General features: G+C 59.7%; 19 protein-coding genes. 11 read left to right on the top strand and 8 right to left on the bottom strand.

Annotated features, from left to right (window positions below; all coding sequences use genetic code 11):
- Window position 1: 1 nt before the first annotated feature.
- The 3 genes from R3C19_07415 to trkA all read left to right on the top strand — a co-directional run bounded on the left by R3C19_07415 (window position 2) and on the right by trkA (window position 4477).
- On the top strand, window positions 2-1243 hold the full coding sequence (locus R3C19_07415) for a hypothetical protein (protein ID MEZ6060171.1): 1242 nt from the start codon (window positions 2-4) through the stop codon (window positions 1241-1243).
- Complete coding sequence (locus R3C19_07410; GenBank protein ID MEZ6060170.1) at window positions 1240-2805, top strand: hypothetical protein; 1566 nt, start codon at window positions 1240-1242, stop codon at window positions 2803-2805. The genes R3C19_07415 and R3C19_07410 overlap by 4 nt, the downstream gene beginning before the upstream one ends.
- Before the next feature lie 325 nt (window positions 2806-3130).
- Window positions 3131-4477: a Trk system potassium transporter TrkA gene (gene trkA, locus R3C19_07405; GenBank protein ID MEZ6060169.1), complete on the top strand. Its 1347-nt coding sequence runs from the start codon at window positions 3131-3133 to the stop codon at window positions 4475-4477.
- Between the two features lie 87 nt (window positions 4478-4564).
- Here trkA and R3C19_07400 read toward each other — a convergent pair whose 3' ends face one another.
- On the bottom strand, window positions 4565-5263 hold the full coding sequence (locus R3C19_07400) for a hypothetical protein (GenBank protein MEZ6060168.1): 699 nt from the start codon (window positions 5261-5263) through the stop codon (window positions 4565-4567).
- Window positions 5264-5716: 453 nt separating this feature from the next.
- Here R3C19_07400 and dgoD point away from each other — a divergent pair, with 453 nt between their 5' ends.
- From dgoD to R3C19_07385, 3 genes are read left to right on the top strand one after another with little or no spacing between them, the layout of a single operon-like run.
- The gene (gene dgoD / locus R3C19_07395; GenBank protein MEZ6060167.1) at window positions 5717-7012 is read left to right on the top strand and encodes a galactonate dehydratase; all 1296 of its coding nucleotides are present in this window, start codon (window positions 5717-5719) and stop codon (window positions 7010-7012) included.
- An 11-nt stretch (window positions 7013-7023) separates the two neighbouring features.
- Window positions 7024-8418, top strand: a complete 1395-nt coding sequence (locus R3C19_07390; protein MEZ6060166.1) for a tripartite tricarboxylate transporter substrate-binding protein — start codon at window positions 7024-7026, stop codon at window positions 8416-8418.
- Between the two features lie 54 nt (window positions 8419-8472).
- Entirely contained in the window at window positions 8473-10032 is a 1560-nt protein-coding gene (locus tag R3C19_07385) for a tripartite tricarboxylate transporter permease (protein ID MEZ6060165.1), read from the top strand.
- A gap of 256 nt (window positions 10033-10288) precedes the next feature.
- Here R3C19_07385 and R3C19_07380 read toward each other — a convergent pair whose 3' ends face one another.
- Window positions 10289-10687, bottom strand: coding sequence for a hypothetical protein (locus tag R3C19_07380; GenBank protein MEZ6060164.1), 399 nt, complete (start codon window positions 10685-10687; stop codon window positions 10289-10291).
- Window positions 10688-11017: 330 nt separating this feature from the next.
- Here R3C19_07380 and ribD point away from each other — a divergent pair, with 330 nt between their 5' ends.
- The 5 genes from ribD to R3C19_07355 all read left to right on the top strand — a co-directional run bounded on the left by ribD (window position 11018) and on the right by R3C19_07355 (window position 16791).
- Window positions 11018-11983 (top strand): bifunctional diaminohydroxyphosphoribosylaminopyrimidine deaminase/5-amino-6-(5-phosphoribosylamino)uracil reductase RibD, encoded by a 966-nt coding sequence (gene ribD / locus R3C19_07375; protein MEZ6060163.1) that lies wholly within the window; start codon window positions 11018-11020, stop codon window positions 11981-11983.
- 220 nt (window positions 11984-12203) lie between these two features.
- Window positions 12204-13274, top strand: coding sequence for an isochorismatase family protein (locus R3C19_07370; GenBank protein ID MEZ6060162.1), 1071 nt, complete (start codon window positions 12204-12206; stop codon window positions 13272-13274).
- A 56-nt stretch (window positions 13275-13330) separates the two neighbouring features.
- Window positions 13331-14347, top strand: a complete 1017-nt coding sequence (locus R3C19_07365) for a polysaccharide deacetylase family protein (GenBank protein ID MEZ6060161.1) — start codon at window positions 13331-13333, stop codon at window positions 14345-14347.
- Between the two features lie 255 nt (window positions 14348-14602).
- Window positions 14603-15577 carry a DUF3500 domain-containing protein gene (locus R3C19_07360; GenBank protein MEZ6060160.1) on the top strand — a complete coding sequence of 325 codons (975 nt, stop codon included), beginning with the start codon at window positions 14603-14605 and terminating at the stop codon, window positions 15575-15577.
- A 110-nt stretch (window positions 15578-15687) separates the two neighbouring features.
- Window positions 15688-16791 (top strand): thioredoxin family protein, encoded by a 1104-nt coding sequence (locus R3C19_07355; protein ID MEZ6060159.1) that lies wholly within the window; start codon window positions 15688-15690, stop codon window positions 16789-16791.
- A 269-nt stretch (window positions 16792-17060) separates the two neighbouring features.
- Here R3C19_07355 and R3C19_07350 read toward each other — a convergent pair whose 3' ends face one another.
- The 6 genes from R3C19_07350 to R3C19_07325 all read right to left on the bottom strand — a co-directional run bounded on the left by R3C19_07350 (window position 17061) and on the right by R3C19_07325 (window position 23082).
- Window positions 17061-17672 carry a hypothetical protein gene (locus R3C19_07350; GenBank protein MEZ6060158.1) on the bottom strand — a complete coding sequence of 204 codons (612 nt, stop codon included), beginning with the start codon at window positions 17670-17672 and terminating at the stop codon, window positions 17061-17063.
- A gap of 339 nt (window positions 17673-18011) precedes the next feature.
- The gene (locus tag R3C19_07345) at window positions 18012-18341 is read right to left on the bottom strand and encodes a hypothetical protein (protein MEZ6060157.1); all 330 of its coding nucleotides are present in this window, start codon (window positions 18339-18341) and stop codon (window positions 18012-18014) included.
- Window positions 18342-19706: 1365 nt separating this feature from the next.
- Window positions 19707-19919 carry a hypothetical protein gene (locus R3C19_07340; protein MEZ6060156.1) on the bottom strand — a complete coding sequence of 71 codons (213 nt, stop codon included), beginning with the start codon at window positions 19917-19919 and terminating at the stop codon, window positions 19707-19709.
- A gap of 56 nt (window positions 19920-19975) precedes the next feature.
- Window positions 19976-22447: a hypothetical protein gene (locus R3C19_07335; GenBank protein MEZ6060155.1), complete on the bottom strand. Its 2472-nt coding sequence runs from the start codon at window positions 22445-22447 to the stop codon at window positions 19976-19978.
- Window positions 22399-22635: a hypothetical protein gene (locus tag R3C19_07330; protein ID MEZ6060154.1), complete on the bottom strand. Its 237-nt coding sequence runs from the start codon at window positions 22633-22635 to the stop codon at window positions 22399-22401. Before R3C19_07330 ends, R3C19_07335 begins: the two co-directional genes overlap by 49 nt.
- Before the next feature lie 282 nt (window positions 22636-22917).
- Complete coding sequence (locus R3C19_07325) at window positions 22918-23082, bottom strand: hypothetical protein (protein MEZ6060153.1); 165 nt, start codon at window positions 23080-23082, stop codon at window positions 22918-22920.
- Between the last annotated feature and the right edge of the window lie 470 nt (window positions 23083-23552).

Genomic DNA, 23552 nt, shown 5'->3' with positions numbered 1-23552 from the left:
GATGCCCGCAACCATCAGCAAGATTCGCCGAGCAAAAGCCCGATTGCTGGGAACGGCTGCCGAGGAGATTCCGGTCGCGTTTCAGCTTCGGTGCGACTGCGGAAATCTGCTGGAAGGCACACGCCGGTCGAGCTGGCAGCAGGCGGTGTGCCCTCAGTGCCAGGCGGTTCACTTCGTTCTTCCGGTCAATGTGTATCCGTCGACGGGCAGCGTCAGCAGCGAAGTCATCGGAGGTTCGTTCGCTCATCGGCTCACAACCGTTGTCAGCGAACTTCTGCCGGCGAAGTCACCTCCGGCGTCGCGGCCGAAGAAATCTGCCGACGATGCTGAATTATCGGGTGCTGCTTCCGCACGCGAACGCGAAGCGCAGGCGGTTGCCGCCGACGAACGACCGCGATTTCGTCTGCCGCGATTCACGATGCCAAAGATCGACTTCGCCGGGATTGCAAAGCGGACCTTCACACCGTTTCGTCTGCTGGTGCTGTCGATGCTGGGAATTGTCATCGCGACATCTGCGTGGATGCTGCATCAGCGGAAACTGGAGAATGCCAGACAGTCGTGGCGAACATCGCTGGATCAGGTGGACGGACTTCTGGCCGACGCCGATCTGACGGCTCTGCAACCGGTGCTCGCCGACGCGGTCGCCGCCGCGGAAACTCTGGGATTCCACGACAGTGAATTCCGGCGCGTTGTGAATCTGCATCAGGAGACGGAGGTCTACAACTCACTTGCGCACGCGGATCTGCTGGATTCGCTGTTCGGTGCCTATTCTGAATCCGGCAGTCTGAAATCCGGAGCCGCCGATTCCGTGCGGGCGGACATGGTCGGCCAGGTGTTCGTGTTTGATTCCGGCATCGTGCCGGACGCGGGTCATGCGGGGCTTTTCGTCGTGGAATTCCCTGTGACTCCGGGGCGGCATCGCGTTGAAATTCGCATCGCGCTGCCGGCACTGGCGCAATTGGCGGATGTTGTTGAAGGAAATCAGTATCTGTTCGCCGCGGCCGTGCAGAATGTGTCGGCGCCGCCGGAAAACGCTGACGGCGCGTGGCGAATTGAACTGCAGCCGGATACGTTTGTTCTGCTGACCAGCGAAGTTCACTGCCGGGAACTCGGCCTGCCCGTCGATGTTGATGACGTTCTTCGTAAGCGGCTTGAACAGCAGCGGGACTTTGTGGAACGATCGGAACAATGGGTCGATCGCAATCAGACAATCCTTGCGTCCGACGGAATGGAGGAACGATGACAGCCATCCGGTTTTCACTGTGCATGCTGATGACGTGCGCTGTCGTTTCGTTTGCGGCCGATGACGCGCGGGCTCAGACACTGTCGGCCGAAGAAATGGTTCAGCAAAAGGACAACTGGAACGAGTGGGCGGCCGAAGAACGGAAGCTGCAGATCACCGGCCGCTACGACGGAGGACTGGGACGCCAGTTTCGGCTGAAGACTCTGGAGATTCGGTTCAACTCCGAACGCGGCACGGAACTTCCGGAAAAGATGCAGGCCGATCAGCGGCTGACCGTCTCCGGACGATTGCGAAAAGCCGGCGACCGTTTCGAATTCAGCGTGTCACGTCTGATTATCGGCGACACCGACCGGCAGCGAATGGCGGAGCGAGCTCTGGAGGTTCCGGAATCGTATCCGGAACGCCTGTATGCGCTGGCAGACGAATATGCCGCGGTGGCGAAGTACTACGAAGACACCGCGCTTCAGGCGGACGTGGCGACGCTGCGTCGCCGCGCCGTGAACCTTCAGCGACGTGCATTTTCGGACGACGCAGCGCAGCTTTCGTCGCTGGCCGACCGCGCGGAAGCGCTGCAACTGGATGCACGCGACGTGGCGGCGATTCGCTTTCAGTCACTGGCGACGCAGACGACCGCGAAAAACTTCGATCGAGCGGCGGTTCTGGATCGGATTCGATCGCAACTGCCAGGCTGGGATGACGCCTCGCAGACTGTTCCCGCTGAACTGGAACAATCGTTCCTGAAGAATTCCGTCGCGGCTTACGACAAGGCATCCGACCTGGAACGGCGCGTCCTGAACCGTCGCTTCTTCCGGCAGGTGCGTCTGCCTGACCTGCAGCGGAAACTGGCCGCCGACGGCAGCAACGGCCTGGACCTTGCCGCGGAAGCACGACAGGAACTGCCCGAGGAAACCGCGGCGATCGGCGAACTGGAAACCGCGTTTCTGGATTTCAAGCTGAGTCAGGTCAGGCAGCTCAGCCGACCGCAGTTGCAGGAACTCAGCGAACTGTTACTGCACCATGATCGCGGCGACGACTTTCAGAAGGCCGTGAATGACTGGCTGGCGGAACAGCGGGATCGCTTCGTCGATCGCGGGCTGTCCGGGATTCTGCGAACCGCCGACGAATACTTGTTCGCCTATGAACGCTGGAAGAACGAAGAACACCAGCAACAGGGAATCGATCTGCTGAAACAGGCGTGGCAGGTCGCCGCAACCACGGAACCGAAGGAAGCCGAACTGATCGGTCAGCGACTGGAACGCTACGGCTGGACTCGGCTGCACGATCGCTGGATGACGACCGAACAGGTGAAGGAACTTCCCCGAACGGACATCGAACTGGCGATGCGCGAAGGTCGCGTTGTTCCGGGCATGTCGGGACAACAGGTGACTCGTACGCTCGGAGAACCGCAGCGGATCGTTCGCGTGCTTTCTTCACGGTTCGTGCAGGAAATCTGGGTATTTGGCAATTCCGGTTCCTCGGGAGTCTCCGTCGTGATGAAACGTCTCAGCCGCCAGGCACCGGACGACGCAAGAGTGTTCTCGGTGACGCAGTCCGGGCGCTAGTGCTTTGTCAGGCGTGGATCGGTGGGTCGTGTGCCACGGGCTGCGCCAGTGTTTTCCGGAGTGCCGGGCACTGGCTCAGCCATTGGCACACATCAACTTACGATGGACAGGACACTCGTCGACTGTCAGGCGTCATCGGATGAGTGAGTATGTGCGATCGAACGTCTGGAAAGGCCAGACTTCCGCTGAGCCGCGGCAGCAACGAACGTCCTGTGACACACGCGGACCGACAGAACGTCAGCCGTTGGAATGAGCCGCCGGAATCGCTGAACAGGAACCCGTCGGTGTGAGACACTAAAGTACCACAGTGTCGATTGTTGTCTGAATCGCTGGAACGCCGTCCATGAATGTTGTTGTGCTGGGAGCCGGAACGGTTGGGCAAACCGTGGCGGAGCTGCTGGGAAGTCAGGGAATCAACGTCTGCATCGTTGACGAGAACCCCGACGTGCTGCGGCGCGTGGAAGAGCGACTGGACGTGCAGTCCGTGTGCGGGTCGGCGTTTGACGCGGCCACGCTGTTTCAGGCGGGAGTCCTGTCGGCGGACCTGTGCCTGGCGGTCACCAGCAAGGACGAAGTGAATCTGGTCAGCGCCAGTATCGCACGGGAGATGGGAGCCGGCCGCAGCGTGGCCCGCATTTTCAACCCGATTCTGCGGGACAACAGCACGTTCGACTATCGGCGGCACTTCAACGTGGACCGACTGATCAGTCTGGAAGAACTGACGGCATTGGAACTGGCCAAGCACATTCGCAGTTCGTCCGCGCTGACGGTCGAAAACTTTGTTCGCGGCGGAGTCGAAGTTCAGGGGATTCACATCGGCGAACGCGCGCGGGCGATCGGCGTGAAGCTGAAGGATCTGAACCTGCCGGCGGGAGTGCGAGTCGGGCTGATTTCCGGTGAGCACCGGTCAACGGTTGCCGGAGCCAACGACGCGATCGAACCCGGCGACCATGTGACTCTGATCGGCGGGCGCGGCGACATCGACAAGGTCACGCCGATGTTTCAGGGACGCAGCAGCGAACGACCGCGAGTCGTCATTGCCGGAGGCGGCGAAATCGGACTCAACCTGGCGCGGCTGCTGGAACGAACGCGCTGCCGCACGACTCTGATGGAAGCGGACGCTCAGCGATGCGAATTCGTCGCGGAGCGGCTGAAGAATACGCTGGTTCTGCACGCCGACGTGAAAAGCAAAGCTGACATGGAAGAGGCCCGCGTCGGCAGCGCGGAAGTGTTCGTCGCGTGTACCGGCCGCGACGAGGAAAACATCGTGTGCGGCGTCGAAGCCAAGGAACTCGGCTGCCAGCGGCTGATTACCATCGTTCGCAGCCCCGACTATGCCAACGTGCTGGAACGTCTGGGAATCGACGTGGCCGTCAGTCCCCGCGAAGCCATGGCGCGCCAGATTGTCGGACTGGTTTCCAGAGGGCCGATTCGCGAACGCAGTCCCATGGCTGGCAACTTTGCCGAAGTCTGGGAAGTGGAAGTTCGGGAAGGCGTTCCGGCAACGCAGGCTCCGCTGAAGGATCTGGTGATGCCCGGCAGCCTGGTCGCCGCGATCGAACGCAAAGGCTACGTCAAGGTCGCCGGCGCAGATGACCAGCTTCACGGCGGCGACACCGTGGTTCTGCTGGTGCATCGTGACAGCGAAGCCAGAGTTCTGGCGCTATTTTGAACAAATCGACGTCGGCGGCGCGCGATCAGGCCGGCGAGCGCGGCGGCATCGTCGGCCTGAAGCGAATGGCGCACCGTCAGCCGGCGTTCAGGTGGCATCCGGATGCGGAATTCTGCGGAGACTGTCCGGGTCGAAACCGATCTCCTCAAAGTCATCATCCGACAAGGCGGTCGCGTCCACGACGAAAGCGGCTCCGCTGTCGCCCGCTGCCTGGTGAATTTTTGCCATCACCATGCGCACTTCGGCGGCCGACTGGAAAGGTCCGGGGATGAACAGCGGCTTGCCGTCTCTGCCCATTTCGAACGTTTCCTGAGCCTGATCCGGGTTGATATCGCCGAAGATCTGCTTCACCGAGCGATAGTCTTTGTGCGGCGAAAGGCCAAGGTCGCGAGCGAACTCAACCGCGTCTTCGACAAGTCGCCTGGCGGACGCGGGGTCAATGGAACTCAGCGGCACTTCCTGCATTTTTTCCAGCCGCTCGCTGAACTCCGACGCGCGGCAGACCACGCCGAAGCAGTCCTTGACGCCCATGCAGTAGATGTCCAGAAGGAAACAGGCCATCGCGTATTCGCCCGCCGCGGACCTGCGGGCAATCAGAATATAGCCGATCCCCCGATCTTCCAGCCGTTCATCAAGCAGACACTCAACAATCGGCGCTGCCGCTAGTCTGGTGAGCTTTTCCGCGAGCCCGGCGCCGTGTCGCCGGATTAAGTCGTGCTTCCTGTCGGTGCGCTTCTGCCTCTTCTTTTCGAGCTGCCTGCGACGCTTCGCCTCCGAACGGGCCATAGCTGTCCTCCGTGATCGTAGAGTGTGGGAATCCGAACCAGGACGAAAATCGCGCCGAGCCGCTCCGGGCAACCGATGGCGATGCAATGCGGCGAACCGCAGCCAGGCTGATTCACCAGGCTCACTCGCCTCATTCCACTCGACCAACCGTTACCGCGTGTAACTCGCAATCGGCGGTCTTCCGTCCGACCAGATTATGGCGACTGCCCGAGAAGTCAGCAAATCCGCATGGCGAACGATGCGGGATTTCTGAAACGCCGCTGAATTTCCGCGGCCTAACTTTTTCCTGTCGTCACATCCGGATAACCTCGTTGCGACTCCGCCGGGAACGCGGTCCGGCTTCGTTCGCTTCAGCCTGATTGGTCGGATTGCAGCGTCTGCGAGTTCGCACCCGCGGCCGCGCGACGGCCACATCTTCGTTTTCGTCGTAACACTTACAGGGAGAAGCTCACCATGCCGGGATCTGAATCCAGTCGTCGTCGATTTCTGACAAGTGCGGCCGCTCTGGGAGTCGCCGGCGGAGCACTCTCGCGTCTGCTTCCCGCGCAGGAAACAGCGGGATCGCAGCGCACACAGTACGACACGGAACCGCGGCGGAAGATGGACAGCCCCGTCAATGCGCTGGCTTCCCGAGGCGAACCGGTCCGGATCACAAAACTGGAAACGATGCTGGTGAAACCGCGCTGGCTGTTTCTGAAGGTGCATACCGACGCGGGAGTCACCGGCTGGGGCGAACCGATCGTCGAAGGTCGTGCCAAAACGATGGTCACCGCGATTGAAGAGTTGTCCGAATACCTGATCGGCAAGGATCCGCGCAATGTCGTCCATCACTGGCAGGCCATGTATCGTCATGCCTTCTACCGAGGCGGCCCGATTCTGACCAGCGCCATCAGCGGCATCGACATGGCTCTGTGGGACATCAAGGGCAAGCTGCTGGGAGTGCCCGTGTACGAACTTCTCGGCGGACCGACGCGGCATCGTGTGCGAGTCTACGCTCACGTGCGTTACGACCCGCAGCGGCTGGTGCAGCGACAGGCGGAGGGCTTCACCGCCTTCAAGACCGGCGTCAAAAACGGCACGCAGTCCGGCATCGTCGCGTCTCCCCGATTCATCCGGGAAGCCGTCGACAATTTCGCCGCCCTGCGCGAAGCCGGCGGCGACGAAGCGGAAATCGGAATCGACTTCCACGGAGCCATCAGTCCGCAAAACGCGAAACTTCTGATCCGCGAACTCGAACCGTTTCAGCCGATGTTCATCGAAGAACCGGTCGCCTGTCAGAACGTCGACGTCATGGCCGAAATCGCCGACGACACGCACATCCCGATTGCGACCGGCGAACGGATCTTCACGAAGTGGGGGTTTCGGGAGATCCTCGAAAAACACGCCGCCACCATTCTTCAGCCGGACCTGTGTCACGCCGGAGGCATCACCGAAGTGCGCCTGATCGCGGGCATGGCGGAAGCCTATTACGCCGCCATCGCTCCGCACAATCCGCTGGGGCCGATTTCTCTGGCGGCCGGGATTCAGCTTTCCGCCAGCATTCCCAACTTCCTGTGCCAGGAACAGGTCTCTCTGGGCGACGGCTATCTGAAGCAGCCGTTTGTCGTGAAGGACGGGCACATCGATGTTCCTACCGCTCCCGGCCTGGGCATCGAAATCGACGAAGATGCACTCGCCGAACATATCGGACACGACTGGATGAACGCGGAAACCTACTTTCAGCCGGACGGCTCCGTGGTGGATTGGTAGGAAGCAAAACCATGGCAGCGTGCCCAGAGAATTCCGCCGGTTTGGAATCGTTCGCGCCGTCGCAAGTCCCGGCGCCGTGTGGTTCATGGTTCTGGCCGGTGTGGCTGTTGCTGGCCGCTGCGCTGTTGCCGGTCGGCTGTTCGGACGAAAGCCGCTTTCCGTCGCGGCCGGTCACCATGATCTGTCCGTGGTCAGCCGGAGGCGGAACGGATCGCGTGACTCGCCAGGTTGCCGTGCAACTGGAACAGGAACTGGGCGTTCCCGTCAACGTCGTGAATGCTACGGGGGGAGGCGGCGTCACGGGACACACTCGCGGAGCACTCGCGAGCGCCGATGGCTACACCGTGACGATGGGAACCGTCGAACTGAACATGCTGCACTGGCGAGGACTGTGCCCGATTTCTCCCGACAACTTCGAACCCCTGGCTCTGCTGAACACCGATGACGCGGCGATCTTCGTGCGTCACGACGCTCCCTGGAAAACCATCGCCGATCTGGAAGACGCAATCCGCAGCGCGCCGACGCCGCTGCGAGCGTCCGGGACCGCGAACGGAGGAATCTGGCACGTGGCTCTGATCGGCTGGCTGGCGCGGGAGAACATCGACCAGAACAATGTGTCGTGGATTTCGATCAACGGCTCGGCTCCTTCATTGCAGGAATTGATGGCGGACGGCCTGGAACTGGTGTCGTGCTCCATCCCGGAAGCCCGGTCGCTGATGGATGCCGGCGAAGTCCGCTGCCTGGGAGTCATGAGCGCCGAACGTTCGCCCGCCGCTCCCGATGTGCCCACGTTTCGCGAACAGGGCATCGACTGGGTCATGGGAAGCTGGCGCGGTTTGCTGTATCCCAGGAACGTTCCTCCCCGAATTCAGCAGCGGATGCAGGCCGCCGTGCTGAAGGTCGCCGAAAGCGATGAGTTCGCGGCGTTCATGTCGTCCGCGGGATTCCAAAGAACTGTGGCGGAACCGAAGGAGTTCGCCGCACTTCTGAAAAGCAGCGACGAAGAGTTCGGGACGATCATGAACAGCGCCGCGTTTGCACAAAGTGATACGTCGCCGATCGGTCGCCTGGTATTTCCCGTTCTGCTGCTGGCCGGAGCAGCCGTCACGACAGGCTGGCTGGCGGTGAAGAAGCAGTTTCGCATCCGGGATGACGCCAGAGCCGAAACTGCCGACGTCTGGAAGAAGTCCGTCCTGTTTGTAGTCGCCGTCGCCGCGTTCATCCTGGTGTGCGACCACGCGGGCTACGTCCTGTCATCCACAGCGCTGCTGCTGACTCTGCTGCTAAGCCTGCGCGTGAAGATTTCTCACGCCGCACTAATGACCGTCGTTCTGGTCCCCGGCCTGTACCAGTTGTTTTCGGGGATACTCGGCGTTCCGTTGCCGTGGGGCTGGTTCGCATGGTGACTTGTCAGGATCGTTTCCGGGAACATTTCCGAAACAACAAATCATGGTTTCCGAATGAATGAAGCGCTGACACAGGCTCTGACCGATGTCTTCGGGCGACTTGACATCTGGATGATTGTCATCAGCGCCGCCGTGTATGGCGTCTTTGTGGGAGCGATTCCCGGCCTGACCGCGACCATGGCCGTGGCTTTGTTTGTACCGATGGCGTATTGGCTTGATCCCGTTGCGGCGATGGCCGCGATCATCACGATGGTCGCCTGCGCGATCTTTGCCGGAGACCTGCCGACCGTCTTTCTGCGGATCCCGGGAACTCCGTCGTCCGCGGCCTATGCGGACGAAGCGTTCGCGTTCACCAAACGAGGCGAAGCGGAACGCGTTCTGGGAATCGCCCTGTTCTGCAGCGCGACCGGCGGCGTGTTCGGCGCGATCGCAATGATGCTGCTCGGCTCGCAACTGGCGAAAGTCGCGACGCTGTTTTCCGTGACCGAATACTTCTGGCTGTATCTGATCGGCCTGAGCTGCGCCGTGCTGGTCGCGTCAGGCTCAAAAGCGAAGGCGCTGCTGAGTCTGCTGCTGGGACTGTTTCTGTCGACCATTGGTCTCAGCGCCGCTCACGTGGAAGCTCGGTTCACATTCGGCATTCCCGACCTGTACCAGGGAATCTCCTTCATTCCCGCGATGATCGGCCTGTTCGGACTGTCCGAAGTCTTCCGCAATCTGGGTCCGGAACCTGCCGGCGCTGCGTCGGAAGCGAGTCACGATCACATCGCTGCGGCTCAACTGTGGCGCCGATCGATCAGTGAAATGGCCCGCCGCTTCCGCTGCCGAAAACGCGACACCGCCCGGTCGAGTTCTATCGGCGTCTTTATCGGAATGCTGCCCGGCGCCGGCGCCGACATTGCCGCCTGGGTCTCATTCGCCGTGTCCAAACGAGCCCGGTTGAAGAAACTTCAAAACGCAGCCGCCGAAGATTCCGCGAAGTCGGAGACTGTTGACAGCCTGGACTGCATTGCCGACGCGACGTCGGCCAACAACGCCGCTCTGGCCGGAAGCTGGATTCCCGCGCTGGTGTTCGGCATTCCCGGAGATTCCATCACAGCGATCGTGCTCGGCGTGCTGATGATGAAAAACCTGACGCCCGGCCCGAAGATCTTTGAAGACCAGGCGACGTTCGTCTACAGCCTGTACCTGATCTTTCTGCTGGCGAACCTGGTGCTGGTTCCCGTTGGATTTCTGGCGATCCGCCTGGGAGGCCGCATCGTGCGGATTCCGCGGCGAATTCTGCTGCCGATGATCGTTCTGTTCTGTGTCACCGGTTCCTATGCGCTGAACGGCAGCCTGTTTGACGTTGCCACGATGCTGACGATGGGCGTTACCGGATTTCTGCTGTCACGCTTCGAAATTCCGCTGGGACCGGTAGTGCTTGGTCTCATCCTTGGTGGCCCGCTGGAAGAACGCTTCGTTCAGGTGCTGACCGGTTCCGCCGGCAACCCGCTGGCTCTGGTGAACCGACCAATCGCCATCGTCCTGGCGCTGGCCTTCGCCGTCATGCTCATGTCCATCATCCGAGCCTCACGCCGCGACACGCAAGAGTACCCATCACGCCCCGCGTGATGCTCCGCGCACATTTCCCGCTCTTCCTGGCAAGATTCCTCCGCCCGGACAAGCCGTGTCCGACCGTCCGACTCGGATTCGTCGGCCAAAGTCGCTCCTGTTCTTCAATGCACCAGCGTCAGGCTTTCCGCTCCGATCTCAGTCGGAAAGTTTCAGTGAGTCAACACGAACCGCCCGTCACGCGGAGCGTGGCGGCGACTTTGGGGCGTTGACTTGCTCGGAGCTCTGAAATATCAGTGGTCTGCGTATCGTCGGCTCATATCGGCCGCAGCGAGATGTTCTGAGCCTCCCCGAGGACGTCTTCCAACTCAAGCAGCTCTACAAGTCTTGCGAGAAACAGGGGGCAGTTCTTTCGGAATGCGTCCATCGACGTCTTGTCCTCCGGCCGAAGAGCTTCGTGGCAAAGAAGGGCAAACAGGTTGGGATCACGCGGCACGTCTGTCACAACGCTATTTGCAAGATGCACCGCATGTATGTAGGCGCGATGTGGACCCTTCTTCAGCAGGAACAGCACCGCCGCCAGGCCGACAATCGTACCATGGGCCTCTTCCGGACTGTGAAAGCACATCGTCGGTCGAGACGCCATGGTTGACATCATGTACAGCACGTTACGAAACACAGCGTTCTTGTCGATTTCAGCAGAATGTTCAGTCATAACACTTTTCCTCCACACGATTGCTGAGCCTGCACAGGATAGATCGTTCCCTGAAGCATTGGAAAGCGCCAGGATTGCACCCCCGCTTGTTATTGAAGGCCGTTCGAAATCCAAAATCGTGACCGCTGCTGATTACCCGAAGCGGAGGCCGCAGATATGCTGTGGCGATGACGGTGTTTGGTGACGACATTTCGGCGATGAAGCATGTTCTTCAGATTGCGCGAAGCGGGATCGGGAGAGTGGAACCGAATCCCGCTGTGGGAGCCGCCGTTGTCAGCGATGACGGAACTCTGATTGCCGATGGTTATCATCGAAAGTTCGGCGACGCTCATGCGGAAGTCAACGCGATCCGGCGTGCCGGACCGCACGCACGGTGCTCAGCTTTTTGTCACGCTGGAACCGTGCTGTCATCACGGCAAGACACCGCCCTGCACAGACGCGGTGATTGCCGCCGGATTTCGCCGAGTGGTCATCGGCTGCCAGGATCCGGCAAGGCATGCGGCCGGTCGGGGAATCGATCGGCTGCGGGTCGCCGGGATTGAAGTCGAGATCGGCGTCTGCGAAGACGAAGTGCGACGCCTGATCGCTCCGTTCGAAATGCTGATGTGCAGCGGACGACCATGGGTTCATGCCAAGTGGGCGATGACGCTTGACGGTCGGATCGCCACCGCGACGGGGCATTCGCAATGGATTTCGAATGACGAATCGCGGGCCGAGGTTCATCGTTTGCGAGGCCGCATGGACGCGATCGTCACGGGAGCCGGCACGGTGCGGCGCGACGATCCCGCGCTGACCGCTCGGCCCGCCGGACCGCGAACGGCGCTGCGCGTGGTGCTGGATTCCCGCGGCACTTCCGTCTCAGCGGACAGCCGGCTTGTCAAGACCATCGCTGACGCTGCGGTACTGGTCGTCGTCACCAGCCTGGCCGAATCTCAGCAGGTGCAGCGACTGAAGGAACTCGGCTGCGAAGTCTTCACAGCTCCGCCGGATGCCGTCGGGCGTCCCGACGTTTCCGCAGTTTTGACGGAACTCGCGAAACGACATTTCACGAACGTGATGATCGAAGCGGGTCCGGAGGTGCTCGGCAGTTTCTTCGACGCACAGTTGATTGACGAAGTTCACGTGTTTGTCGCGCCGAAACTGATCGGTGGATCGTCGGCCAGGCCACCAATCGGAGGCAGTGGTCTGCTTCGAATTCCCGAGTGGCCGAACATCCGCGCCGTGACATCGCAATTGTTCGGCGGGGACCATTACATTCGTGGTGACGTCGTCCGGGGCGACGATGGAAAGCTGTGACCTGTCACCGTGGTTTTCGGACGGCGGCCTGCGAGCTACATTCGAGCCGGCGAAGCGAAGCGTTCGTCACCCGAACGACAACGGCGTCGGGAAGCTGTGTTGTCACTTCAAAAGTCGTCGCGTTCGGTTGCAGGAAACTCCTTCGCGCTGTTCGATTCACGTGTCTGTCGTTCGCGCTGCCAGGCGAACGATGACGGACCAATTGACGACGGAGTCAGCCATGTTTTTTTCGCGAACGGTCCTGATTGTCTGTTGTACGCTGCTGTCAGCCGCGAACCTGCCTGCCCAGGAAACGGGTGGTGTCCCGCGTGCGTATCGCAATGAACTGCGGCGCATCGAAGACGCGAGTCCGCTGCTGGCCGACTATCCGGAGTTCTTTGAGCCCATCATCGAGCAGGCGCATTACGAAGCGCCGGCGATTGTTGATGACGAAGGTGCGGATCTGCATGTTCGCGCGTGGAGGTTTTCGTACAACGCTCGCGGCATCATCGAAATGCCGAATCACCTGAACGCGCGGAACACTGCGGTGATCATGGTTCATCCGTGGGGTATTGATGACGGTCAGGGCTGGAATACGCCGGAGCCGGCCGGAGTCGCCGATTTCTGTACGAAGGAGAAGAACCATCTGGCCGGTCGGCATACGCGCGAGGTCGTACGACCTTTGTTGAACTCGCTTCGCGGCCGCGCGGCGTTTGTGATGTACAGTCTGCCGGGAGCAAAAGATCCGATTCGCCGCAAGCTGTACCGCTCGTTGTCGCACACTCCCACGGAGCAGGATCGAAAGTCAGGAGCCGCCGAGCTGACGGCGAAACTGACCGGTTTCGAATATCGCGGCGAACCGCTGCCGGAAAAACTTTCGCTGTCGAACGATCTTCCCGTGCGGGATTATTTCCGCCAGTTTCCCGGCATCGATTCCAGTGCTCGATACAACAACGCAGGGTTCTGGGAACTTCCGATTCCGGTGACCACCGACGTCGACGTCCATCCGACCGATGTTGTGATTTACGATGCCGACGGTTACGAACCGCTGCGATCATTTCTGCGGGATCACGGAATCCGGCACGTGCTTCTGACCGGCTACGCGACGGACATGTGCTTCTGCAAGACGACGGCCGGTTACGAAAACCTGTCGCAGGATTTCAATGTGTTTCTGGTGGGTGACGCGTCACTGGCTACGTTTCCGTCGAACACGTCTCCGCGGTTTGCCGTCAACGCGGCGATTTCCTACGCCGCATTGAATCAACTGATCACGCAGGTGTCGTGGATTACGTTCGACGCAAAGGACGAATGATGTCCGCAGATTTACCGCAACGCGGCCGTCGGATCGAGCACGCGTCGGCGAGCGAGGTGGCGACAGGAAATCTGACGCGTCGCCGCTGGCTGCGAACTGCAGCCGGTGTGTCTCTTGCGGGGTGCAGCAGTGTGGTTGCTCAGCAGCGGGATTCGGCCGGAGATCTGCCGAAGAAGGCTCAAATCGCGATCACGCTGGATCTGGAAATGAGCCGCAACTTTCCACGCCGGCAGGACACGCACTGGGACTACGAAAAGGGAAATCTCGACGACGCGACAAAACAGTATGCCGTCGACGCAGGCCGGCGAGTGAAGAACCACGGAGGAAGTATTCACTATTTCTGTGTCGGGCGCGTTCTGGAGCAGCCGGACGTGTCCTGGCTGAATGCGATTGCGGACCAGGGGCACCCGATCGGCAACCATACCTACGATCACGTAAACCTGCTGGCAGCGACACCGGACGAGCTGCAGTTTCGCTTCCGGCGTTCCCCGTGGCTGATCGAAGGCCGCTCCGTGGCGGAAGTCATTCGCGAAAACATCCGCCTGACGACGCTTGCCCTGGAACAGCGGACCGGCATCAGAAATCGCGGCTTTCGTACTCCGGGAGGATTCAGCACCGGTCTGAATGGCCGCGAAGATCTGCAGCAACTGCTGCTGGAACTCGGATTCACCTGGGTCAGCAGCGTCTATCCGCCGCATGCCAATTCCGCGCCTGAACAGAAACCCGGTGATGCTGTCCTGGACAGCATTGTCGACGCTCAGCGATCTGCGCAGCCGTTTGTGTATCCCACGGGGCTGGTGGAAATCCCGATGAGTCCGATCAGCGACATCGGAGCGTTTCGCACGGGTCAGTGGAAGCTGGAGTGGTTCCTGGATGCGATCCGACGAGCCGTCACCTGGGCGATTGACCATCGAGCTGTCTTCGATTTCCTTGCTCATCCGTCGTGCCTCGGCGTGGTCGACCCGGAATTCAGAACGATCGATCTGATCTGCAGACTTACAACGCAGGCGGGAAACGCGGCTGAGTTCGCGGATCTCGACCAGATTGCCGCCAGTGCGATAGGGTCCGTGTGAGCATTCGCGGTTCGAACCGATCGGGCGGATTGACACTTCGGACGAACCCCGCGCGATCGCCTGGCCGCTCGGTCGGATCGAACGCGTGACGCGCACTTTGCGATCAGGACCAGTTGTCGGAAGTCTTCAGGACACCGCCGCCGGGATTCGGTATGATGAGTCGCGTTCGAAAAGCCGTGCGGACGGGGCCGACCTCCGACCCGCGGTGTTCTGCCCTTCGAGCCGCATGATTCATCACTTGTCACGGAGCGCACCATGAGAAACTTCAGTCGCCGAGAGCTACTTCAATCTGCCGGTGCCTCGCTGGCGGTGTTGGCGATATCGCCGCTGCCGAAGTTTTCGGGAACCGCAATCGCGGAAGAAACGGTGTCGGATTCGCTGCCCATGCAGCTTTACAAAAGCATGACCGACGAGCAGCGGGCGAAGGTCTGCCTGCCGATCGATCATCCGCGACGAAAGTACGTCAGCAACTGGTGGTACATCCATCCCGACCATCGGATCCCCGCAACGTTCGATGCCGATCAGCAGGCTCTGATCGGACGGATCTTCGATTCGCTGCACAGTGCCAATCACCAGGACGCGGTCAGAGAACAGGTCAGACTCGATCAGTATGGAGAACTCAAGAACGCACCGGCGGTTGGGTTCTTCGGAACACCGGACCACGATGATTTTGAGTTCATCTACACGGGACATCACGTCACGCGACGCTGCAACGCTCACACGGATAAGGGGCTCGGATTCGGCGGCAACCCGATTTTCTACGGCCATTTTCGCGACGAGTTCAACGAAACGGCAGACCATCCCGGCAATCCCTATTGGTACCAGGGAAAGGTCTTCAATGAATTCGTGCAGTCACTGGATGAATCGCAGCGGAAGCAGGCTCTGCTGTCCACAAGCCCCCGCAGCGAAAACCCGGATGTGGTCGTGAAGAAGAAGACGTCGGAATGGTCGGGACTGAGCTGCTCGCAGCTTTCCGCGGACCAGAAAACGCTGTTCAAGGAAACGATGAAGAAGATGCTGGCGATGTTTCGCGAAGATGATGTCAACGCCACGATGGCGAGCATCGGAGAAAGGGGCATGGTCGATCGGCTCTATGTGTCTTGGTACGACGGAAAATACGACATCGGCTCCGATCAGGTCTGGGACACGTGGCAGATCGAAGGTCCGGAAATGGTCTGGTATTTCCGTGGCCAGCCCCATATTCACAGCTACTTTCATCTGAAGACGTGACACCGCTGTGCCCGTCCGGAAGACAGCAATTGGAAAACGCAGCGTTTCACCCGATCCGGCGCCGAGCCAGGGGCATCGCATTCAGTCAGACATCCTTTAGGAGAAGCGCCATGTCAAACAGGTTTCTGCTGTCTGTTGTTATCTGCAGTCTTGCCGCCTGCGGTTGCGGCGAACAATCGGACAGCGCGACAGGCAGCGTCGGCCAGGACGACCAGAATTCGGGGCTTCCGCAGACCGTCGCGCCAATGCCCGGAGCCGCATCTATGGAACTCAGCGATTCCGCAGGAGCTTCGGCGGTCGTCCCGGCCACGCGATTGACGGACATCGATGAAACAGCGGTCACTGCCGCCGAAGGAAGTCACAAGTCCGACCGCGAACCGATCTACGACACGGAAACGCCCGGCGACGAACTGATCGCTGCCGCGCTTCGGCGGGCTCAGCGTGATCACAAGCACGTGCTGATCGAATGGGGCGGCAACTGGTGCGGCTGGTGTTACAAGCTTCACGACGTGTTTCACAACGACCAGACGGTTCAGCCGATCGTCTTCGAAGAATACGAGTTAGTGCTCGTCGACGAAGGCAACAATCACGACCTGATGCTGCACTACGGCGGCAGCGACCGTCAGTACGCGTATCCGCATTTGACGGTGCTGGACGCTGAAGGAAACGTTCTGACGAATCAGGAAACCGGATCGCTGGAAGTTGGTCCGAAACACGATCCCGAAAAAGTCGCCGCGTTTCTGCGCGAATGGGCTCCGAAGAAAGTCGACGCCGACGAACTGCTGACGGCCGCGCTACAGCAGGCGGCGCGGGAAGACAAACATGTGCTGCTTCGCGTCGGCACGCCGTACTGCGGCTGGTGCAAGGTGCTGGCTCAGTTCATTCAGGACCATGATACGCTGTTCGACAAGGACTACGTCGACATCAAAATCGACACAATGCGGATGACGAATGGCGGAGAAGTCGCCGACCGTTTTGCCCCTGAAGAACCCGGCGGAGTGCCGTGGTTCGTGATTCTCGACGCGACCGGTTCCGTCGTTGCCACGTCTCACGGTCCCGAAGGCAACGTCGGTTATCCCCACCAACCGAACGAAATCGCTCACTTCATCTCGATGCTGCGAGACACGGGAAGTCATCTGACCGACGACGATCTGTCCGTCATCGAAGCCGACCCGACGGCCTACCGCACGAAGCGGGAAGTAAAGACGAATTAGTCCGGGTCGTCCAATCGGGATCAGGCGCGTGGATTGACATCACTCTGTTGGTGTGTCGGCTCCCGCTTGCAACAAACTGCTGGGCGGTGCCGGGGGAGGAGCCGGCTTGATTGTCATGGCCTTGACCCAGACTTTGTTCTTGTCCTGAAAATTCGCGCTTGCCTGCCGAAGTACAGCAGAGCCAGTGACCGGTCGAGTGTCGCTGCCGCACTCCGTCCGGCACTGAACACCTCCAGTCGACCGCGACCGGGACGATCGGTGAGCGCTTCTCAAAAACGGTAGGTGAATTCGTAGTCGTCGGGGCAACGCAGATCCATGCCCGTCGCCGCAGCCGGGATCTCCAGATGTCGATCGGCCGACCAGCGTGAATAGCCGCGTTCGAATTCTGCCACATATTGCTTCAGACCGGACTTCTCACCTTTGTCAGTCGTTACTTGTTCCAGATTCAGCTCGCACTTCAGCACGTAGCCGATTCCTTTCGACGGTTTGTCGTCGGGGTCCTCTTCGTCCTGAGCGACCAATTCCGCGTCAAGCACCTTCCACGCATTCTGACCGCCGAGCGAAAACCACAGGGCGTTCTCGCGGAACCGCAGAAAAGCGTACTGGGGCAGCCTGATGAACTCCCACTCGGGCAGTTTTTCTGTTTTGAGTTGCGCCAGCGGTGACAGGCTGATTTGCAGGAACGATTCTCCTGCTCGCTGACAATCTGCTGCACGGCAAGTGCCGGAATGGCCGTCAGCAGTTCGACAAACTGTTGCTGAGCGCCGTCGGATGCGTTGCTGACCCGCAATGCTCCCCAGACAAGCCAAGCCATATTCTGCATTCGCACGCCCGCTCAATCGCAACTCAAGTTCGCCGTCGTCGATGGTCCAGTCGGCCACGTCAAGAATCTGAGCCGACGGAAACCGGACTCGCAGTGCATTCAACGCAGCGCGCAGGAACTCGGCCGTCTGTTCGGGAATCCGGCTTGCCCAGTGAAACGAAAAACTTCATCGTCGGAATCAATTCCCGCAGCCGCGACTTTGTTCGTCCGATACGCCGCAGCAACCGTTGTAGATCGGTGTCTGTGCCGACATTCACGCCGCTGGTGATCTGTATCGGCTTCGACTCATCTCGGTAGTTACACGAAAGCCACGCGCTGTCGACGTCAAACAGTGCGGATCGCATCAGTTCGATGTGATTCTCGCCCAGGGCGGCGAGCCTGATAATCTGCGTCGCTTTCATTGTCGAACTGCTGCAGCGGTGTTCTTTGTTGCCAGAAGGCGCTTCCAGATCATTTCGCGAGTCTTCCCTGAAATTCCGGAAACGTCGACGTAATGTGTCAGATCATCGTCCTGAAGCTTCGCATTTCGAGTCAGCACGCTCGTCGGGATTTCGAAGACTGCCGGTGAGCGGCCTTCCAGCATCAGTGTCCTGTCTTCGAACGTACCGCTCAGAGGACTCGCTTCGCGGAACCATCCGAACGCGTTATTCCTGTCGGTGATGACACTGCTTCCTTCTACTCTTACACCCCGAATGTACTCGACAGTTCGTTTGCGTTCTTCCTCCATCCAGTCGCGCTGATAGACCAGTTGGCGCCGCTCCGGCGGTCCGTTTCTGTGATCGTGGCCTCAGGTTCAACCGCCCGCCGAGCTTCATAGCCGGACTCCACTTCCGCCAGCCGAAGCAGATACTCCTTTCATCCCTGACCTGGCGAAACTGGATGTATTCCTGCGACCATCTCCGCTGGTTGAAACCAGTTCCGCAACACCCCAACATGCATGTAGGCCGGGACCAAAGTCTTGGGGCCGTGAACTGTGACACCGGCAGGCAGCGAGCGATCGTGCAAATCAAGGCCCAGTTGCCGCGACGCCCACTCCATCCGTTGCAGAATCCCGTTGGGCTCCTCTTTTCACAGGACTCCCAGATAATGTACGGATATCGCCCCTCGAGACTTCTGGGCCGCCCCATGCTGCTTGACAGCGGGCAAGTGTCCCGGACCACCAGCGTTAATCCGACCGGCAGTAATAACCACCTGCGATGACTGGCCATTTTCTGACTCCCGTTCTGAAAACCACCGTGAGTGCGGATACTGACAATGCGACACGCAGACACATCTCGATCCACTCGAAGCCAAATCAAGCCGGGGCTCGTGGCAGCATGCAACGGCTCGTGGAGAAAAATCCGCGTACCACGCTGCGCAGGGGCTTACGGAACGACTACAGTAGTCGTCTTATCGCCGAACTGTACCCATCCGGTTGCCATGCCATACATGACTCCTCCGACTTTCACTTCGTACGTACCGGGTGAGGCGTGGGTCGACAGTGGAACTGTCACGGTCGAAGTTGACCCGCATGTGACGGTAAAGGGACTGAATTCAACGATGCGATCGTGACGCCGCTCGAATTCTTGATTGTCTGTAGTACGGCATATCTGTCGTCCATCGGTACTTCGTCGGCATCCACACTGAACGTCATGCTCCCTGACGCATTGATCGTGCTTCACGAACCATCCTGGGTAGATCTCCACTGTCGTAACCGTCGCAGTGACACTGTTCGCCGTGACCCTGGTGTCCGGCTCCACGGCTGGTGCAGCCCCTGTACTTCCCGCCAGCACCAGGAGCGTGACCATGAGGATGGTAATGTGACGCATCATCTCAACTCCTTCAGCAAGTGTAATGGAATGGGTGATTCGGCCCGCTTCACGAATTTTGCAAAAAAAAGAAAAATCGCCTGTCAAATGACTCGGCCAGAAAAACTCGGATTTTCTTAGCGCTCCTCCGGGCCGTTCTCATCGCGTAGCAACCGGGCCTTGCAGACCGGACCGGACGAACGGCCGGAGCGTTGGGCCGCAAACACGGCACCGCCCGACACGTCAAAACAAATCCCCCCGCAAGTTCCTCGAAGTCTCTGAACAGGATCGCCAGTGCGTCCGGATTAGTCCCGAACGGAAGTGTGCCGTTGTTGGGGTTTGTCGCCGGCTGGGTCCGCGGCCTCAAGTTGGTCGCGGAATCCGGATTCTCCCGGCCCCAGATTCGAATCGAGATCGTCGAGACGATCGCTGAGTTCACCGGCGTCCGCTGTCTGTGCCTCGGAAATCAGGAACCAATGCAACAGACTCAGGTGGTCCACATCGAACAACGGTGCCATTGTTCCCTCGCGAAGCTTCTCATGAAAAGTGCCGGGGAACGAGGACACGCCTGCGATCAGAACGGCAGGTCGAGGTTTCCGGAAATCTCTTCGAAGTTCAGGTACAGCAGATCCAGTACCTGATCGTCATGTCCAAGCCGGATGTGGCCGGAGTGCGGACCGATGGTACTCGGAAGCTGAACGAACAGGTTCTCGTTGAAGCTCACGATCAGCGTGTCGCCCGGTTGGGGTGGTTCACCCGGCTTAACCGGCTGAGGATCTCCACCGTCCAGTCGGATGTCACGGATTTCGAACTCGGGTTGCGTCGGGAACACGTTCACTCGAAACACGTCAGCTCCGGCAAGTCCAAAGATTGTCGGAATGCCCACATCGCTGAAATCGCGGAGGTTCAGCAGCGTCCCGACGCCCGGCTGGTTCAGCGTCACAACCGGACGCGTTGCCGTGCCTTCGGCGACCGGATTCACGATGAATGTGTCACCCAGGCTCGTGCCGCGGAAGTCCAGCGCGTCACTGTCGCCGGCGTTGCCCCGGACCTCAACGTCTTCCAGATTCGTGAAGACCCACGTCGGCACAGTGACCGCTCTGATTGAGCCGCTGCCGGGTGTCGTCGAAGCCTGAACGGTAAATCTTTCATCAACACCCGCCTGGCCCTGGACGGACAGCAGATCGAGGCTCGCGCCGGTGTCCAGAGTACGACGTTCGACGCCGTCACCGGACACCACCGTTGTCGCTCCAAGCTGCAATTCATTGCCGCTGATCGTCACAACGTCGTCCAGCGGCGTTCCGCGGACGTGCAGCCGGTCGATGAGACCTTCGTCGCCGTTCACCGTGACATGCATCGGGGCCGACGCATTGACAGTCACGGTGTCGGCACCGTCGCCGGAATAGATCGTGTAATTCGTCGCCTGCAGTGCCCATGCTCCGCCGATCACGATTGTGTTGTTGGCGTCATTGGCGTTCAACGTCAGGTCTTCGACTCCCAGGTGATTGAATTGAAACCCGCCGGTCTTCGTGACGGACGACGGCGGGTCGGTGGTCAACGTATAACTGTCGTTGCCGAGATCGTTCTGATCGTTCAGCACGACGGCATCGATGCCGTCGCCCGTGCCGCCGGAGAAGTACAACGGGCCATTGATCGAATCAAGGTCTCGTGAGCCGGCCGCGACGTTCAGAGTATCACTGCCACCATTGCCGTAGGCAGCAACGACTGCGGCTGTCGAGGTGCTGCGAACATCAAACGTGTCGTCATCGTTGCCCGCGTACAGTTCGACGGTTTCCACCGACCCGGTGTAATACAGCCGATAAAACGGAGAACCAACGACGTCAAACCAGTTGCTCTGGAAGCGGTACAACCGTCCGCTGTCGGTATTGTCTTCGTCATGCAGTTCGACGCGATCGAAATTACCGTTCCCGCCGTTCGCGTAGACTCGCCCCTGTATCGCGTCCAGGTTGCGGCCCGTCGGTGTCAGCGCAATCGTATCGTTGCCGTCGCCGCCGTACAGGTTCGTCCGGCCTCCGGCATCGACCGAGTGCAGGTTAATGACATCATTGCCGCCGCGGCCCTCGATCCGCAGCAGCACACCATCCAGCACGCCCTGAATGTTGGTCGTGCTGTCTTCGCCACTACCCCACAGAGTAATCGTTTCCGGCGGCGAATCACTGTCCCATTCGATCACCGGAATCACGGCCGACTGAAAATAGTCCGTCTGAAACACGTAGAAATCGTCGGCGACGCTTCCGTTGCGGTCATCGAAAATCAGTCGGTCGTCATCCCCCGGGCCGGTGACGACATCAATCAGTCCGTGAATGTTGCCGCTGATGTTGGCAGCGCCGATGTAGATCCGGTCGTTCCCTGCACCAGAGTCGACGTTCAGCGAGATGTCGGATGCCAGACTGTTGACGCGAATCACGTCGCCTGCGCTTCCGGTCCAGAGATTTAGTTCGTCAATCCGAGTGTAGTTGAATCGATCGAAACCCGTCTTGTCGAACCACGTGCTGTTGACATAGTACGTGTCGGCGGTTGGATTGTTGTCGTCGTAGATGTTGACCGTGTCGGAATCCGACGCCGCCGAGTTCACTGGCCCACCAACAAACGTGATGCGATCACTGATTGTGTCAAGGTTCCGTCCGCTCGCGGAGTCGCCGGGCGTCAGGTTCAGCGTGTCGCTGCCTCGGCCAGCGTGAATGACGAGTTCAAGGTCGGCTGGCAGTTGGTTGATGATAAAGGTGTCGTCTCCGTTCAATCCGACCAGCGTCAACTGTTCGAGCACTGCGATTGGCGCGATGAAGACTTCGTCCGGCGTGGCAGGGCCGTCGTTTCCTTCGTCGATCGTCAGTATCAGCGTTCCTCCGCTGACGCTGACGGTGAATGTGTCAGGACCATTCGTTCCTGCGATGGCAACCTTCGTGAACGAATTGTCATAGGCGTTTCGCAGTGCGGCTGTCGGAGAAAACGCCGGGATCGAGTTGGAATTGACGATCAGGGCTGCCTGAACATCGTTAGGGAACACAACGACGGCGCTCTGCATTCGCCGTCTTTCACCTTCCACCGGGTCTGAGGGATCGAGGTAGCACGATTCGAGAAGCTGCCGTTGTGGCCAAAGTAGCCGCCGTAGTTTCCGTTCGGCTCGCTGTCTCCCGGCGTGAAGCCCATCAGTTCATCGCGCATCGTGTCCAGCGTTGTCGCTTCCAAAGGCGAGGTGTCTTCATTGAACACGTGTCTGAGATACGCGGACAGTTCGTTGGGTGTCAGTTTCCATCCGAAGCCACCGGCCTGCAGAGTGCGATCCTGTCCGGTGTCGGCTCCCGGCGTGCTGATTGTCGGGTCAACGGAAAGAGGGCGGTAGACACGGCTCGCAGCAGTGCGGTGTCAACCAGGGCTGCAGCTGTCGATTCCGGCTGGTGACAGAATGTTATCGATGAACGTAGTCGCGATAGCCGTCGGCATACGCCTGAGGATCCGATTCGCTCGGGCCGACGTCGCCGCTGAGTCGCGGAATCAGCAACCGCATCGCGCATAGTTGGCGTTCGAATACTGATAGTCTCCAATCTGAAGAACGTCATCCAGCGTCGAATTTGCGTACGTGTTCTGCACGCCATACGCCACCATGTCCTGCAGTCGGGAATCGATGTTGTTGCCGAAACTGTTGAAGTCCCATCCCACTGCCAGCGATGCGGCAATGCCGACTTCGGAATTGTTCGTTCCGTTAGTCGGACTGTGTAGTTTTCGCCGAACCCACTGGTATGGGTCAGCAGGTTTCTGAATGAAATTGACCCAACACTGTTGCCTTTCACCCAGCTCAGCGGAAGGTACGAGTCGATCGGCGAGTCCAGTGTTGCGAACGCATGAGATTCCAGCACATTCAGCAGCGCCACGGCGGTGATGTTCTTGGACACGCTGGCGACTTCGATTCTGGTGTCTGCGTCAAAGGCCACGGCCCCGACATCCGGCGGAAGATCGACCGGTGCGACTGCGAATCCGTTCCCGCCATCAGGTCCCTGAGCGCCATCCACGCTGATGGAATAGCCGTACCCGACGACGGTTCCGTCGACGGCGTCGACGATGTTATTTGCGAACAGATTGGCGTTGAACGTCGTCCCGGGATGATCGTAAAGCACATTGGCGGACATGAC

The organism is Planctomycetaceae bacterium (assembly GCA_041398785.1).
Lineage (GTDB): Bacteria > Planctomycetota > Planctomycetia > Planctomycetales > Planctomycetaceae > JAWKUA01.
The sequence above is the reverse complement of the archived record's forward strand: the minus strand, read 5'-3'. Positions and strand labels throughout refer to the sequence as shown.